The 15,909-nt window shown below is 40.6% G+C and carries 12 protein-coding genes; 7 read left to right on the forward strand and 5 right to left on the reverse strand.

The features are described 5' to 3' along the window. Positions 1 to 8 precede the first annotated feature (8 nt). A complete protein-coding gene (locus AB4153_RS06415; protein WP_371996758.1) occupies positions 9 to 1,037 on the forward strand; it encodes a helix-turn-helix domain-containing protein in 1,029 nt (342 codons plus the stop codon). A 76-nt stretch (positions 1,038 to 1,113) separates the two neighbouring features. Here the strand turns inward: AB4153_RS06415 and AB4153_RS06420 are convergent, their stop codons facing one another. The 4 genes from AB4153_RS06420 to AB4153_RS06435 all read right to left on the reverse strand — a co-directional run bounded on the left by AB4153_RS06420 (position 1,114) and on the right by AB4153_RS06435 (position 7,216). After that, complete coding sequence (locus tag AB4153_RS06420; RefSeq protein ID WP_371996760.1) at positions 1,114 to 2,349, reverse strand: SO2930 family diheme c-type cytochrome; 1,236 nt, start codon at positions 2,347 to 2,349, stop codon at positions 1,114 to 1,116. A 130-nt stretch (positions 2,350 to 2,479) separates the two neighbouring features. Next, positions 2,480 to 5,128, reverse strand: coding sequence for a parallel beta-helix domain-containing protein (locus tag AB4153_RS06425; RefSeq protein WP_371996761.1), 2,649 nt, complete (start codon positions 5,126 to 5,128; stop codon positions 2,480 to 2,482). Positions 5,129 to 5,393: 265 nt separating this feature from the next. Then, positions 5,394 to 6,461, reverse strand: a complete 1,068-nt coding sequence (locus tag AB4153_RS06430; protein WP_102528779.1) for a DUF3083 family protein — start codon at positions 6,459 to 6,461, stop codon at positions 5,394 to 5,396. Positions 6,462 to 6,652: 191 nt separating this feature from the next. Next, positions 6,653 to 7,216, reverse strand: a complete 564-nt coding sequence (locus AB4153_RS06435; protein ID WP_198589586.1) for an arylesterase — start codon at positions 7,214 to 7,216, stop codon at positions 6,653 to 6,655. Between the two features lie 67 nt (positions 7,217 to 7,283). On the opposite strand from AB4153_RS06435, the gene AB4153_RS06440 reads away from it, so the two are divergent. The 4 genes from AB4153_RS06440 (at position 7,284) to AB4153_RS06455 (ending at position 11,927) form a co-directional block, all read left to right on the forward strand. After that, positions 7,284 to 8,015 (forward strand): ABC transporter ATP-binding protein, encoded by a 732-nt coding sequence (locus AB4153_RS06440; protein WP_102528777.1) that lies wholly within the window; start codon positions 7,284 to 7,286, stop codon positions 8,013 to 8,015. Beyond that, positions 8,015 to 10,498 (forward strand): ABC transporter permease, encoded by a 2,484-nt coding sequence (locus AB4153_RS06445; protein ID WP_102528776.1) that lies wholly within the window; start codon positions 8,015 to 8,017, stop codon positions 10,496 to 10,498. Before AB4153_RS06440 ends, AB4153_RS06445 begins: the two co-directional genes overlap by 1 nt. Before the next feature lie 34 nt (positions 10,499 to 10,532). Further along, on the forward strand, positions 10,533 to 10,826 hold the full coding sequence (locus AB4153_RS06450) for an antibiotic biosynthesis monooxygenase (protein WP_102528775.1): 294 nt from the start codon (positions 10,533 to 10,535) through the stop codon (positions 10,824 to 10,826). Positions 10,827 to 11,048: 222 nt separating this feature from the next. Next, positions 11,049 to 11,927, forward strand: a complete 879-nt coding sequence (locus tag AB4153_RS06455) for a LysR family transcriptional regulator (protein WP_371996763.1) — start codon at positions 11,049 to 11,051, stop codon at positions 11,925 to 11,927. A gap of 175 nt (positions 11,928 to 12,102) precedes the next feature. On the opposite strand, the gene AB4153_RS06460 is transcribed toward AB4153_RS06455, so the two are convergent. Further along, positions 12,103 to 13,002: a TIGR01777 family oxidoreductase gene (locus tag AB4153_RS06460; RefSeq protein WP_371996764.1), complete on the reverse strand. Its 900-nt coding sequence runs from the start codon at positions 13,000 to 13,002 to the stop codon at positions 12,103 to 12,105. A 529-nt stretch (positions 13,003 to 13,531) separates the two neighbouring features. Here AB4153_RS06460 and AB4153_RS06465 point away from each other — a divergent pair. Together AB4153_RS06465 and AB4153_RS06470 are read left to right on the forward strand one after the other, a co-directional pair. Beyond that, the gene (locus AB4153_RS06465) at positions 13,532 to 14,698 is read left to right on the forward strand and encodes an AI-2E family transporter (RefSeq protein ID WP_102528772.1); all 1,167 of its coding nucleotides are present in this window, start codon (positions 13,532 to 13,534) and stop codon (positions 14,696 to 14,698) included. Positions 14,699 to 14,751: 53 nt separating this feature from the next. After that, complete coding sequence (locus AB4153_RS06470; RefSeq protein ID WP_371996766.1) at positions 14,752 to 15,681, forward strand: class I SAM-dependent methyltransferase; 930 nt, start codon at positions 14,752 to 14,754, stop codon at positions 15,679 to 15,681. Positions 15,682 to 15,909 lie beyond the last annotated feature (228 nt).

Genomic DNA, 15,909 nt, shown 5'->3' on the forward strand with positions numbered 1-15,909 from the left:
GGATATGGATGCAGCAAGAGTCGGGTTATAAAGCGAATATGATGGTAGGTGATCAATGTTATCCTGCCTTTGAATTACGTAATTTACTCAATTTTATCGATATTCACCTAGGTGAAACGGTTGCTGCTGATATCTACCAAAAACTGGGCTTAGGGCCATTAGAACTTAAGGCAATGCAGTTTGTTTATGTATGGCAAGTTGAGTTCGCGATGGAGCAACTACGCACTCTCAGTCCAGATAAAGAGATTGGTGCCCGCTTGGGTGCCAGTTATCAAGTTGCCACCCTCGATGTTCTTTTACCCTTCTTTGATCAATTCACAACTTTGGGGGAATGTCTTAAATTTGTGATTCAAAACCCTGATTTAGCTGGCAGTTTTGCTGATACCTTAGTTCTAATTGAGGGTGACACTCTATGGGTGCGTTGGCTCAATACCGGTAAAGTCAGCGAAGACAAGTTTGCCTTTCAGTTTCATCATAGTGTTTGCGCTTTACTTGGCGCTGCGAGGCAACTCGTTGATGACCCAGTCTATATTGATGAGATCCATTTTGCTTGCCCATGTTGCAATACCGACTTTCTCAGCCAAGAGACCGGTGCGACCATGGTATTTGACTGCGACTTTTTTGAGTGGGGCATCAAAATGGAAGTGCTAAATTCTCCCTTAGCATTTCAATTTTCGCAAGTTAAACACAATAAATCGGTGCCAGAGGCCACTTCTTTTATTGATAAAGTGTTAACAAATATTCGGCACTCTATGCCAAACCCACCTAAATTAGAGCAATTTGCGTTAAGTATGCACATGAGCGATCGCAGTTTACGTAGGAAGTTATCTGCTGCTGGCACGACATATCAGAAGTTAATCGACCAAGTCCGCTGCCAAGCGTCAATTAATTTAATTTTGACTGATAAGCTATCCATTGAGGATATTGCTGAGACTTTGGGTTATGGCGATGTATCTCACTTTAGGCAAAGCTTTAAACACTGGATCGGTTATCCTCCTGGACATTTCCTAAGACTCAATCAAGCCTCAAAACAGTAATTTTTTGAGTAAAAAGCAGGGAGTCCGTTGTTAACAATTATCTCCTGTATATTAGCTTGGTGTTACTCGCTTTGCATTATTGGCAAGTTGCTATGGTTGCCGACATACTATCAATCCAACGTTTAACTAACTCAGTGCCTTCAGAATGAATTATTTCTCGACCAATTGGCGGCATTTTGTCTTTTGGGGAAGATAAGATTTGGCGATAATGAACTATTGAGCGCTCCGCGTTTCCTGGCACAATGTCATAAGCTAAACCATTAGGGCCACCATCCCAGCCCGGAGGTTGTTTACAAACGCCATATTCAAAAGATGTGTGGTCGACAAAGTAGCTTAACCGCAGCCCTGAAATACTCGCAAAGCCCTGTTCATTATGACAATGTGCGCAGTTAATATCTAAATATCCTTTCGCGCGATTTGTTAAATCTGCATCACTATTGTCTAGAGCATAAGATTGATCAACAGTATCTAATTCAGGTAATCCAGACAGCATTTGCCTATCTTGCCAAAAACTCAATTGATTCACTTTATTACCATTTTCTTGAACTATATTCCGATTCAATAGGTGTGCTTTTAAACCAATTGGATTAATTCTACTAATATCCTCTTCATTGATTTGGTGGCAAATTTTGCACTCCACTTTACTGGGGATATGGTAATCAAAGGTAATGGACTCGCCTTGATTATTTAAGGTATGAGTGACATTGGCGCCGGCGATAATCAGTGAGGCAATGTCTTGTTGCCACTGATATGTTAGCGCAGTCCAGCCCGTTTCTCTGTGGATCATCAGTCGGGTTTCAATCAGCTTTTCGTTGCTGGTTCCGGTTAACTGAGTGTCAAATGGCAGCGCAAATGTTTTTACTAACACGCTGCCAATAGGAAGTGAAAAAGCCTGTTGTGGGTTAAAAACCATCGACTGACTTTCGGGTAAATATATGAATCGATACTTACTGGCATAATTTGAAAATAATTCCGTGGACAACTGATAACCACGGCCTGGCTCTTGTGGTGCATGAGTTGGTATTGAAGGGTCGATAAACAAGCCATAATCACTTAAATTAGGGCAGTCTTTGCTCATTAACGCCTGCCAATTTACTTCTGTATTGGTTAACTGACAAACATCATCTGAACCTTCTGGCTGTTCAGGTGTTGTTGGCGTGGCTGGCGTACTAGGTGTTGAAGGAGCAGAGGGTGCTGTTGACGTATTTGAATCATTACTGTCTGATCCACCACAAGCCATTAATACTGAGCTTAATAGTAAGATGAGTAGCGGTATTAGAAAGTTAGTTTTGATTTCAGCGTAATGAGTCATCAACAGTATCCTGCATTTTATAATTATTCCCCCCAAACTTTGAATAAATTTTGGTCGTTATGATTGGTGGTCATGATTGGTTAGTGAAATGAAAGAGGATGAACCTAGGTTCATCCTCTAAAGTGGCATTCTATGAACAAGACGCCGCTGGTAATCGCTTAATCCATTCACTGATCAAGGCAACACCTTCATCGTGAGACAGACTTCGGCCAATCTCTGGCATTCTATCTCCAGGATCATTAGTTTCCATTCTAAAGTGTAAAATAGACTCTTCAGGGTTACCTGGTACAACATCAAAGCCTAAGCTACCACCACCATAAGCGACTGGTGACTTACATGTTCCGTGGGAGAAACCTGCATCTTCAGCATAGCTACGCCAATACTCAAGCTTTAAGCCTGTGTTAGACGCGTTGCCTTCAGGGCGATGACAATGAGCGCAGTTAATATCTAAATAGCCCTTTGCAGCAGCCATTAGTTCAGTATCTGACATTGAACTAATACTATCTTCATCGCCATCTTGATACTCAGGTACCATATCAACATCTGTTAGGTTCGGAAGTCCTTGTAATATGCCTGCAGATTGCCATTTGGTTAACTGGTTCATGCTGCCATCTACATAAGCATAATCACGATTTAAATGACGTGCTTTAGGTCCGATAGGCATGAATACCGCATTACTGTCCTCATCAGCTTTAAACTGGTGGCATTGTTTACATTGGTTCATGTTGGGTACCACATAATCAAAGCTGAGCATTTCACCTTTATGGGTGACTTGCTTACCTTGAATCGCGCCAGCTTTAGCTAACACAGCATCTGACTTGTCTGCTTTCCACACATAAGGAAGCGCACTCCAGCCAGTTTCACGATGGATTAATAACCGTGTTTCGATTAAATCTTCATTAGCGAAGCCGCGTGCATTAGTGTTTTCTGGAAGTGCGAAGGTTTTACTGATCACTGTGCCAACAGGGAAGTCGAATGACTCATTCTCACTGTAGTCGGCTTTCGTTCCATCGGGTAAATAAACAAAACGATATTTGCTAGCATGATCGGTAAATAATGGTGTATTGAGATCGTAAGGTAATCCACCAGAGTTTGGTGCATCGGTAGGGTTTGCCATGTCGGTAAATAGATTATAGTCAGACAAATTTGGGCAGTTAGCTTTTAATAGTGCATCCCAACTAACATTACTTCCTGATGCTTCACATAAACTTAAGTCGCCATCTCCTTCAAGGCCACCTTCGCCTTCACCAATAGAGCCTCCGCCACCGACTAAGGTGCCACCATCACAACCTGCGGTATCATCGTCGACGCCACAGCCAAAGATTTCATCGCCAAAGGTCACGGTATGGACAGGCAAACTGACTTGAGCACAATTCATTAATTCAGCTTGTGTTTTTTCATACAGCACATCAGCAATATTCATATCGGTATTATTGTTGGCATATAATTGACCAATACTGACATCACCATTATTTTGCGCACAAATATTGTCACTGCCATCAGGATTAAACGGCAATTCTTGTAAACCTAGATATGCCGCTGTGCCATTATTAGACAACATTTCCCCTAAGCCATCATATAAAATCCCGGGGAGTGAGCCATGGGTTAATACATAGGCTTTAATGATGTCTTCGATTAAATAACCTTTAGGCTTTTGGCCATATCCTGAGATGACGTTATCGTGAATCGAAATATTGCGCGGAGTAGGGCGCCAACCATCTGCAATCGCTTGACCTGGTTGACCGTAATTACCCACAAATGTACTAATATCTGGCTCGGCAATAAAGAAACTTGAAATGGTTAAGCCAACAGTGTCGTGATTAGTAATTTCGTTATTAAAAATCTCTACATCATCAGTCGATAAAACAATCACCCCAGTCCCAGGTGGTACAATATGAACCCCAGCAGGATTTGACGATGCATTGGCAAAGTTCAGGGTATTATTGTCATAAACTTTGTTATTAAAGATACGCACACTAGAGCCATAGCGGTGATTATTAATCGGTAAATCGAAGACTAAAATACCACCTGTGTTACCCACAGCTTCGTTATCATATACATCGGCATATTTTGAGTTTTCGATCTCAATGCCTGCGACGTTTTCTTTAGCGATATTACGTCGAACCACTATGTACTCAGATTGGCCCACATAAATACCCGCATCGGCGCTACCGCGAACATAGGTATCTTCAATCAGGATATTCTCACATTCAACAGGGTATAGGCCATAAGCGCCATTACCTTCATCAAGTTCGCCTTCCCACACTGTCGCAAGGCGTCTTAAGATGATGCCATTGGTGTTTTTTAGCTTAATACCATTATTTTTTGCTTCGTTAACCGATAAATCCTGAATAATAATATTAATCGCATTTTGCACGAATATGCCATCACCAGAGTTAGCTTCAGAGAAATCGAGTACGGTATCATCTTGGCCATACCCCATGATGGTAATATTTTTAGCAAAGCTACCATCGCCGTCGACATCACCATCAAACAATAAAGTGGATTCGATTTTGAAGTTACCTTTAGGCAGCACAATAACATCATTACTTTGTGCGTTAATTAGGGCTTCTTGAATACTGATAGTAAGGTTATCGCCAGCTTCGACCATTATCGCACCTTCAGGAAAGGTTGGGCCGGTTTCTGCGGGTGGTTGAACGACTGGTGGGGTTTCGGTAACTGTGGTGTTATCATCATCTGAACCACAACCTGATAAACTCATAGTGACAGCTGTTGCTACAATGGTAGGCACCAGCCATGGCATCTTCTTGTTGAACATAGCATCTCCTGCTTTTTATTATTTATTTCCTACTCCTAAAGTTCCGCCAGTGGAGTGGATACGATTTATTTCGTATGACTCCAACATGCCTTGTTTGTTAATTGTTAATCAATGTGAGATCTGGCCACATTTCCTTAACATGCGTTTTTGGTTATAAGGGAGATATTTTTCAGAGAAAAAAAACGACAGCCTAAGCTGTCGTTGATTGAGTACTAACTAATTGTGCGGTAGAAACTTCGTAAAATTAGTATATTAAAGTACTGGTTTAGGCTTTGTAACTTAAGTGCTGGTGAAAGCGAACAATGACATCAATATGTTCTTTATCAATATCAAATTGGCTGGTGAATTGACGCACAGCATCCTGAACTTGATTCATAAAGCGGCCATAGCCTTCATCATATCGATCGTCTTTGGCTGCAACAATCACAAAGCGAATGGCTTCAGCTAATTTAGTATCGTCCCAGTGGCAAATAGGTGCTGGAGCTGCGTCGCTTGGGTCAAACCCTACCATCTGAAATTCAGCAGTACTGTTTAATTGCTCATATTTACTGTTACGGACTAACGGCACTTTTCCATTCGCAACCATTGCAACTCGGTGTAATTTGTTGTCACTGGTGGCTTTAATAAAGTGATCTGCAACCCGCTGATACTTCTCTCCAAATGAGGTAGCATTTTCAGCAGCTAATTGCTTCTTAATACGACGGCCCATCGGTAAGCTAACAGTGACATAGTTAAGTGCACTGACCGATTCAGGTAAGTTACATTCACGGCGCTTATAGCGACTATCTACGGCACGTAACTTGTAACCATAGGTTTCTTTAAGTCCTTTTGCTTTTGCGAAAAAGTCATAAGAAATATGCTGATGATCGCGAATTTTTGTCGGTACTTCTTTATTGGGGAGTAACGGCTTTATTTCAGCTAAGAAATTTTGAACCTTGGCATGAAACTCTGCTGAATTACTACGCAGTTCATTACCAGTAGCCAGAAAAACGACTTTTAACTTCTTCGCTCGATACCCTGGAAGCGTGTGTAAACGATTGGCTTCATGATGAGCAGGGTTGTAGAAAAAGCGCAGTTGTTCTTCTGTAGATAAACAATAAGCTTCACTATGGAAACGTACCATCGGTAGCTTATCAGTCGCGATAACATGAACATTGTAGAGTTCTAGTTTATCTGCAACTTGGAAAACCAGCTTACTAAACTCTTGATAGCAATTATCTAAGTCACTGTATGACCCTAATAAATCATCGGTTAACGTAAATCCAACTGTGATGTACTGGTTTTTACGTGTAGCTGTCGGTAAATACACTTTCTTTTGACGACTGACGGACATAATTTTTCCTTTTAGCCATAGGGTGTACCAATTAAAACTCGAAAAGAACAATTCAGTCTTGTTCTTCATATCATTGGTATTATTGAAACGTTTTAAACAAATCCATTTTGTTTAGTTTAATCTTAAAACCTTAAAATAAAATTACTATTTGCGCTTTTTTGCTCATTTCTAGTGAAATATTTTAACCTTGATTACTTTTTTAACGCATCTATGATCCACGGTGCCATCCATTGCGTAATTTGTGGTTGAGCCTCGACATTTGGATGAATACCATCTCGTTGCATTAAGTCAGGGTTTGGTGCAATGTCCAGCATAAAGAAAGGCACTAATGCAATGTCGAAGTCATCAGCAAGTTGATGGTAAACATCGTTGAACATTTTAGTGTATCTTGGACCGTAATTAGGTGGCACCATAATTTCAGTCAGTAATACATCAGCGCCACTGTCTTGAGACAAGCTAATGATTTTTGTAAGATTTGATTTCAGTTTGTTAGGCGGGAAACCACGAAGACCATCATTGCCACCCAGCTCAACTACGACTAGGTCAAATTGGGTTGAAGCCAGTAAATTCGGGAGTCTACGCAAACCACCTGCGGTAGTTTCACCGCTGACTGAGCCATTGATAATGTCATGTTCAGGGTGCTTATCACGTAACAATTGTACCCAACCTTGCTCTTCTGACATGCCATAACCTGCACTTAGACTATCACCTAAGATCAAAATCGTGGCAGCATAGCTAGAAGTGGAAACAAACATTGTAGTTGCTACAAACAAAAATGCCGCAGTAAGCAGGCGTTTAGCCGGTAAATATAAGAAGGATCGTATGTCGACTAATTTTGCAAATAATTCAAGTGCCATTAATGTTACTAACCTCAATAAAACTGTAGTGACCCAAGAGGGAGAGCTTACTATCCTCAATGGCATTAATATGGATGTCAAGCAGGGTGACAGTATTGCTATTCTCGGCCCGTCAGGTTCTGGCAAGTCAACGTTACTGGGTTTGTTAGCTGCGCTCGATACACCAACCTCTGGTGAGATATTACTGGATGGTCAAGCCCTGTCAGGGCTTAATGAAGAACAAAAAGCGGCGCTGAGAAAACAAAAAGTCAGCTTTATTTTTCAGTCTTTCATGTTAGTTGATACCTTAACCGCGCTGGAAAATGTCATGTTACCAGCTGAACTTGCAGGTGTCGTGAATGCTCGAGAGAAAGCTGAAATCATGCTTGAACGTGTGGGGTTATCACATCGCTTAACCCATTTACCTAAGCAATTATCTGGTGGTGAGCAGCAACGTGTTGCTATTGCACGTGCCTTTATTTGCGAGCCCAAAGTGCTATTTGCTGATGAGCCGACTGGTAACCTTGATAGTGCCAACGGCGATAAAATTGCCGATATGTTGTTTGCTTTGAACCAAGAAAGCGATACTACATTGGTATTAGTGACGCATGATTTAGAGCTGGCCAAACGCTGCAAAAGACAGTTAGTGATGGAAAATGGCCACTTATCTGAGCCTGCTGTCAGTGAAGAGCAAAACGTCTCAGAGGAGGCGTGTTAATGGAATTACAATTAGCGTGGCGTTTATTTAAGCGCGAATTGATGCAGGGTCAGTTATTACTGATTGTACTTGCTATCACTTTAGCTGTGTTATCGGTCAGTGGGCTTGCGAGAGTGAGCGAGCGCTTACAAGTGGCAATTAACGGTGAGGCGGCCAATTTTATTGCGGCAGATAGAATCATTGATTCCCCTGCGCCGCTAGATGAGCAAGTACTGATACTCGCAGAGTCACTTGATATTAAGCATGTGACCAATATGAAATTTAACTCGATGGTTTATTCGGGTGATAATTTTCAATTAGTGACAATAAAAGCCGTGGGTGATGGCTATCCACTACGTGGTGAAATCGAATTATCATCTGGCATTACACAAGCATTACCACTAACAGGTGAAGCATGGTATGAAAACAGACTAGGTGGGTTATTAGGTTATCCAACAACCTTGGAGTTAGGTAATACTGAATTAAATTTATCTGCTGAGATTAGTCGATTACCTGATGCTGGCTTTAACCCGTTTGCTTCATCGCCAGTGTTATTAATGCGTTTAGATGATGTCGATGCGACTGGAATTATTCAACCAGGTAGCCGGGTAAGTTACGTCTATCAATTCGCAGGTGAAGCTGCTGCGTTAACTGAATTTGAAACTCAAGCTAAGCCGCTATTAAATAACAGCCAACGTTGGACTGATGTGCAGTCAGGTGATTCACCAATTGCCTCAGCGGTGAAACGTGCAGAACGATTTTTATTATTAGCCAGTTTACTGGGTATTGCCTTAGCGTGTGCTGCGATAGGTATTGCTGCGCAGCGTTATTGCCAACGACATTATGATGTTGTGGCAATGCTCAAAACCTTTGGCGCATCTTCAAAACAAATTCGCACCTTGTTTGGCATTCACTTAATGTTAGTCACAGTATTGGGTATTGTATTAGGTCTAATCGGTGGCTTGCTACTGGATATAGGTATTAACCAATTTTTACCTGCTGAAATAGCAGCCTATTCACCACCTTATTCAAGACCATTACTCTTAGGTGTCAGCACAGGTTTAATCAGCGCCTTTATGTTCTCTGCGTATCCTTTAATGCGTTTGCTGGCTATTCCACCTTTACGAGTATTGCAGCGACAGCTTGAAGGGCTACAGTTCGGCATGTGGTTACACTTATTGTTAAGCCTTGGCGCAATGGCGTTGTTAGGCTATTTGTATTCACGCAGTATCGCGTTAACCATGACCGTTGTACTGGCTGTGTTATTACTGGGTGTATTACTGAGTATTTTAGGCTTTGCCATGATCCGTTTAGGTCATAGCGTCGGCATGAAAACCACCAATCCATTTCAGCTAGCCTTGGCAGGACTTCGTCGCCGAGCGAGACAAAATGCGGTGCAACTGGTTGGTTTTAGTAGTGCCTTAGTGTTGTTATTGACGATTCTTGCACTTAGACAAGACTTATTGAATGAGTGGCAAAAGCAACTACCTGAAGATGCGCCAAATTATTTCTTGGTCAATATTGCCCCAGAAGATACCAAACCATTGGATGATTTTCTTGATAGTAACAAGATTATCGCAACTGATATTTATCCCGTGATCCGAGGCCGATTAACTCACATTAATGATGAAGAGTTGATTTCTCGTCGAGAAGAGAAAGATGGCGCAGAAGGCCGAGTGGGTATTTCAAGAGAGCTAAACCTTACGTACAGAGAAACACTGCCGCCGAATAATGAAATTACCCAAGGGACTTTTAATCAGGCGGATGATGAAGTCTCGGTTGAAGCTGAAGTGGCTGAGCGTTTAGGGTTATCACTCAACGATACGATGACGTTTAGCATCGATAATCAAAGTGTAAGCGTTAAGGTAACAAGCTTTAGACAAGTGCAGTGGGAAACCCTGCAACCTAACTTTTTCATGATTTTTAAGCCTAAAGCTTTGGAACCATTTTCGTATACTTCGATGGCCAGCTTCCATTTAAATGATCAAGATTTAAAGCAAGCGGGGAGTGATTTGACTGCCAATGGTGTGGTGCTACAACTCATCCAACAATTCCCAACAATATCTGTGATTGATGTTGGTGCTATGGTAGGACAGTTACGACAAATTATTGAGCAAGTTTCACTATCCTTGTCACTGGTGCTGGCGCTAGTACTGCTAGCAAGTGCATTAGTATTGATAGCACAAACAGAAGCTGGAATGGCAACCAGGCAGCGCGAACTCGCAGTGCTTAGAACCTTTGGTGCATCTGGTTGGCTGCTACGCTCAGCGACTGGGCTAGAGTTTGCTTTATTAGGTGCAATAGCGGGTATCCTAGCGGTAATCGTGGCTGAATTTGCATTGTATATGCTGAAAACTCAAGTGTTTGAATTAGTGGTATATATGCATTGGCCGTGGTGGGGGATTGCGCCGTTAGCTGGTGCTGCAGTGGTGGCTTTTTTAGGCATGTGGCGCTGTCGTCAATTACTGAATCAGTCATGCAGTGAATTGCTCAAAGCGGGTTAGTAATAAAACCCATTAACATCTAAAGGATTTGGATATGTTTGCGGTTATCTTTAAGGCTAAAGTGGGCGAGCAAAATCAACATTATCTTGATACTGTCGCGATTATGCGTGATTTAGCATTTGAGCAATATGGCTGTATTGATTTTATTGCCGTGTCAGAAGGGGAGCAAGAAATTGCAATTTCTTACTGGCAGTCAGAAGATGACATCAAACGCTGGCATCAGGATTCAAAGCATAGCGTTGCGCAGAAACTAGGCCAAGATAAGTGGTATGCGTCCTATACCGTTGAGGTTGTCGAGGTAAAAAGAAAATACAGCTTCGGTGAATAAATTAGTTTCAGTTAATAAATTTTCTTTGGTGAATGAGTAAAGCTTGGATGATTAATTTAGCTTGTTGAACTCATCATATTCATCCGTTAATTAAATGCCGTTAAGTCAGCTTAACGGCATTTTTGTATCTATATTTATCAAAAATGAAATTTATAATAATTTATTGTTATATGGGTTTATTGTTATAGTAGCGGCATTGTCAGATGCGACTCAGTGGATTTTATGATTAATCAAAAATGGCTAACGACCTTCCTTAAACTTGCTGAAGTCGGGCATTTTACTCAAACAGCAGAACAATTGTTTATGACCCAACCCGGTGTTAGTCAACATGTTCAGAAGTTAGAACAGCAGTTAAATGTGCAACTTATTCAGCGCTTTGGAAAAAGGTTTGAACTTACAGATGCTGGCATGCAACTACAGCAATATGGCGAGCAAGCGTTAAAACAACAAGAGCAGTTCCTCAGTGATATTCAACTGGATTCACCTTTTATAGGAGAATGTCGCTTTGGTTGTTCAGGCTCTCTTGCTTTGTGGCTGTATCCACACTTTATCGATTACCAGATATTGCATCCTGAGTTATCTGTGTCAATAGAAGCTGGGCCGAATAAAAGAGTGATTGAGCAAGTATTTAATAACGATATCGACATTGGTATTGTGACTCAGTTTGTCTCTAACCCTGAGTTGGAAGTGACGCCAATAGGTGATGATAACTTTTGTTTAATTGTGCCGGCAGCTTATAAAGACAAGGAAATTTCATTTGAACAACTTACCTCACTGGGGCTGATTTCTCACCCTGATGCCAAGCATTACCTGCAATTATTGATCAACAGTAATTTTAAAACTGAGCAAGCTGGTAGCATTCCAATTGCAAGCTATGTCAATCAGTTGAATCAAATATTACTCCCGGTTGCAAAAGGGCTTGGATTTACCGTATTACCAGAGTTTGCGGTAAACAGTTTTAGTCAACCAGAATGTATTTTTGTGGCCAAGTTAACTCATCAAGTTAAAGAGCCACTGTTTATGATCCGCAAAAAATTTCGTCCATTACCTAAACGTTATGATTGGTTTATTGAAACCACGACAGCGTTAGTGAACAAGTGAGTTATTGATATATTTCTACATTGATATACTGATATGGCTTGGTATAGCTTCTGATATACGAGGCTGTAAACGAAAAGTTATTGGCTTAATAAGGTAATGGAAAGCGCAATCAATGGGTTTAATAACCATTGATTGCCTTAGCGTTATAGTGAACTCATTAAAGCGTTTATCGACCTTAAGCTTTAAGTATCGAATCTAGTGCGGGTGAGATATCTGGGTATTTAAAGTTAAAACCAGATGCCAATGTTCTTTTAGGCAGTACAAATTGACCTTCTACAATTAAATCAGCCATTTCACCCATAGCAAGTCTTAGTGCAATGACTGGAGTCGGAATGCAGGCAGGACGGTTTAAGCTTGAGCCAATGGATTCGGCGAATTGCTTATGGTTTATTGGATTAGGCGCCGTTGCATTAAATACCCCATGGGCTTGTTCTGTTGTCAGTAAATGCAAAATTAATTGAGTTAAATCGTCTATGTGTATCCAGCTTACACCATGTACCCCTTTGCCAATAGGACCGCCCAAACCCAACTTAAATGGCGGTAACATCTTAGCTAATGCGCCGCCATTTTTACCCAGCACAATCCCAATTCTGAGCACACAAACTCGCGTTTTCTCAGATTGTGCTTGTAAGGCAAGATGCTCCCATTCACTGCACACTTGATGGCTAAATTCATCGTGAGCTTGGCTATCTTCATCTACAGGGATAGTACCTTGTCGTCCGTAAAAACCAATCGCAGATGCACTAATAAAGCTTGCTGGTGGTGTGTCACTTTGTTTTATTAACTGAGTTAGCAATGCGGTGATATTCCAGCGACTGTCGCAAATTTGCTGTTTTTGTTGGTTATTCCATCTTTTACCTACAATAGGCTCGCCAGCAAGATTTATCACGCTATCAAAATCATTTAAGTTTTTTAGTTGATTGAGGTCATCTAAATACTGATGTTCAGCACCTAAAGTCTGTGTTGCTTGAGTGATATTTCGAGTCACAATGGTGAGCTGATGTGATTGTTGGCTTAATAATGCGACTAGCTGTTTACCGACAAACCCAGTTGCACCTGTTATTAATATTTTCATATTCTCACCACTTTAAATTGTCAGTTGAAACTACAGCTCAGTTGCTAAAAATCAATAAAACCCACTCTTTTACACAGTTTGATACGATATAAAAGCATCAGTAGATCAGCTGTCATGCAAATCTTATAAACCTCTACTTATAAACCTCTAATTATAAACCTCTAAGGGTAATAAGGTTTACTAAACGCATTTCTGCTTCATTGGGTTCGTATTTAGTATTGGTTCAGTTAATCTAAGTTAAACTCACGACAGAAGAGTCGCTGTAATGTGATTATTCTTTGTGAAGCACATTTAATAAAATAGCCGTAATATAGTCATTCATAGACTAAGGATTGTGAGTATAATGCGTAAGTTATTATTATTGTGCTAGTTTAATAGTAGATTTAATCATCAGGATTAATGCAAACGTCTTTTAATCCATTTTAAAACAACATTAAGTGTCTTGTGTTTTCCATCATGCTTCTAAATCGAGCTTATAAATACATGCGCACTTCTATGTGATATTCCAATATTACCAAAGGGTTTAAATATGAGTGGCGGCAATTCTTCATCGATGGCGTTTCGTGGTTTCGCTATCATGGCGTGTTTAGTGGTGATTTTAGCGGGAATTAAAACAGCAAGCCCCATTGTCGTGCCGTTTGTATTATCTGCATTTTTAGCCGTAATCTGTAATCCAGCGATTCAATTCATGACACGCTATCGTGTACCTAAATGGCTTTCTGTTATTTTATTGATGATGTTTATTGTCATGATGGGGCTATGGCTTGCAAGTTTGGTAGGGAGTTCGATAAACGAGTTCTCTCAACAAATGCCATTCTATCGTCAACAATTAATTGAGCAGTTTTCTTGGGTGTTAGAAAAACTCAATTCAATGAATATCAATATTTCGAAAGACAAAGTTCTTGAATATTTTGACCCTGGTATGGCGTTGAGCATGACAACTAATATGTTGTCTGGTGTTGGCAATGTGATGGCCAACTTATTCTTAATCATACTGACTATTATCTTTATGTTATTTGAAGCTCAGTCTTTACCGAAGAAGCTGCATTTTGCGTTAGATGATCCAGATATGCGTCTAAAGCAAATCGATAAATTTTTACATTCTGTAAATCAATACATGGTGATAAAAACGTTAGTGAGTATCGCTACGGGTATTATCATTGGCATTGGCTTATCTATTATTGGTGTTGATTACGCTTTGTTGTGGGCTGTAGTGGCTTTCTTATTCAACTATATTCCGAATATCGGCTCAATCATTGCGGCTATTCCGGCGGTATTATTAGCGTTTATTCAAATGGGTCCAGGTGCTGCAGGGGTAACTGCACTTTTATATCTTGGGACTAATACGGTTATGGGCAACGCTGTCGAACCGAGATTCATGGGGAGAGGCCTAGGTTTATCTACATTAGTGGTATTCCTGTCGTTGATCTTTTGGGGCTGGTTACTAGGCTCTGTTGGTATGCTGCTATCTGTACCGTTAACCATGGTTGTCAAAATTGCACTTGAGTCCAGTGAAGACGGTAAATGGTTTGCTATTTTGCTTTCTGATGAAGTGTCTACTGATACAGTAGCAAGTGATTATGTAGCAAGTGAAAGCCAGACTGATAAAAACGACTCAGCTGATGGCATAGATTTAAATTCTGACTCATCTGAATTGCAACAAGCAGAAGCTGTTAAGACGGCTGAAAAATCTTAAACAGCAAATCGTCGATAAATTAATTAAAAAATTGAATATTGTGAAAGTAAAAAATGAATTTTGATAGTGATGAATTTCCACTTGGTCAAGCACTTGCCCAAGTACAATTAACTGATGAACTTAGCCGCATTTTCCATGGCCGAGGCGGTCGTTTTGCAGGTTTAGAGCACCTATGTTTGGATTGGTTTAAGCCTGTACTGTTATTAACCAGCTTTAAAGAGCTGTCTGAAGGTGAGCGCTTAATGTTGACTGATGCCGTTGCAGCTGTTTGGCAACAACATCATAGTGAATTGAGCTTTAACTTGGTATTCCAATACCGTAATGCAGGTAAAACGGTTACTGAAATTGTGGTAGGTGAAGTGCCTGAAAAGCACATTGTCTCAGAAAATGGCGCAGATTTTTTAGTGCATCTGTTGCGTGGTCAAAACCACGGTATTTTTCTTGATATGGCGAATGGACGTCGCTGGGTTAAGGAGCATGCAAAAGATAAAAAAGTATTAAACCTTTTTGCATATACTTGCGCATTCTCAGTGGTTGGTTTACAAGGCGGCGCTACCGAAGTTGTTAACATGGATATGAGTAAAGGCGCGCTTAGCATTGGCAAACAAAATCATTTGCTTAACGGATTTGAATCAGGAGCCAGATTTTTAGGTCATGATATTTTTAGGTCATGGGGCAAGCTAACTAAATTAGGCCCTTATGATTTAATTGTTGCCGATCCACCGAGTAATCAAAAAGGCAGTTTTGTGGCAACTAAAGACTATGTAAGACTTTTACGTAGGCTACCTGAGTTACTTGCTGTAGATGGTGAGGTGCTGCTGTGTTTGAATGCGCCTGAATTAGGTTGTGATTTTTTGATGCAACAGGTTGCTGAAACCGCGCCAAGTTTGACATTTGTTGAGCGTATTGAAAATCCACCAGTCTTTGCTGATATCGATGAGCAGAAGTCGCTAAAAGTACTTCGATATAGTGTTAATCCGTAATTATAATTATCAATAAACTGGAAATTTAACAGCACAATTGAATATATATTCAGTTGTGCTTTTTTATGAAAATACGTTTACTTGTCGTTTAATTTTGAACCAAAGCAATTGAACTAAAGCAATTGAACCAAAGCAAGCGAGTTCAAGCTGCGTAAATGGAAATCGCTGAAGCTTTAAACACTCAAAATAACTCTTTTTACTCTCCTATATTAGCAAATTACAACTTAA

The sequence above is a fragment of the Shewanella sp. 10N.286.52.E4 genome, assembly GCF_041468785.1.
GTDB classification, from domain to species: Bacteria; Pseudomonadota; Gammaproteobacteria; order Enterobacterales; family Shewanellaceae; genus Shewanella; species Shewanella electrodiphila.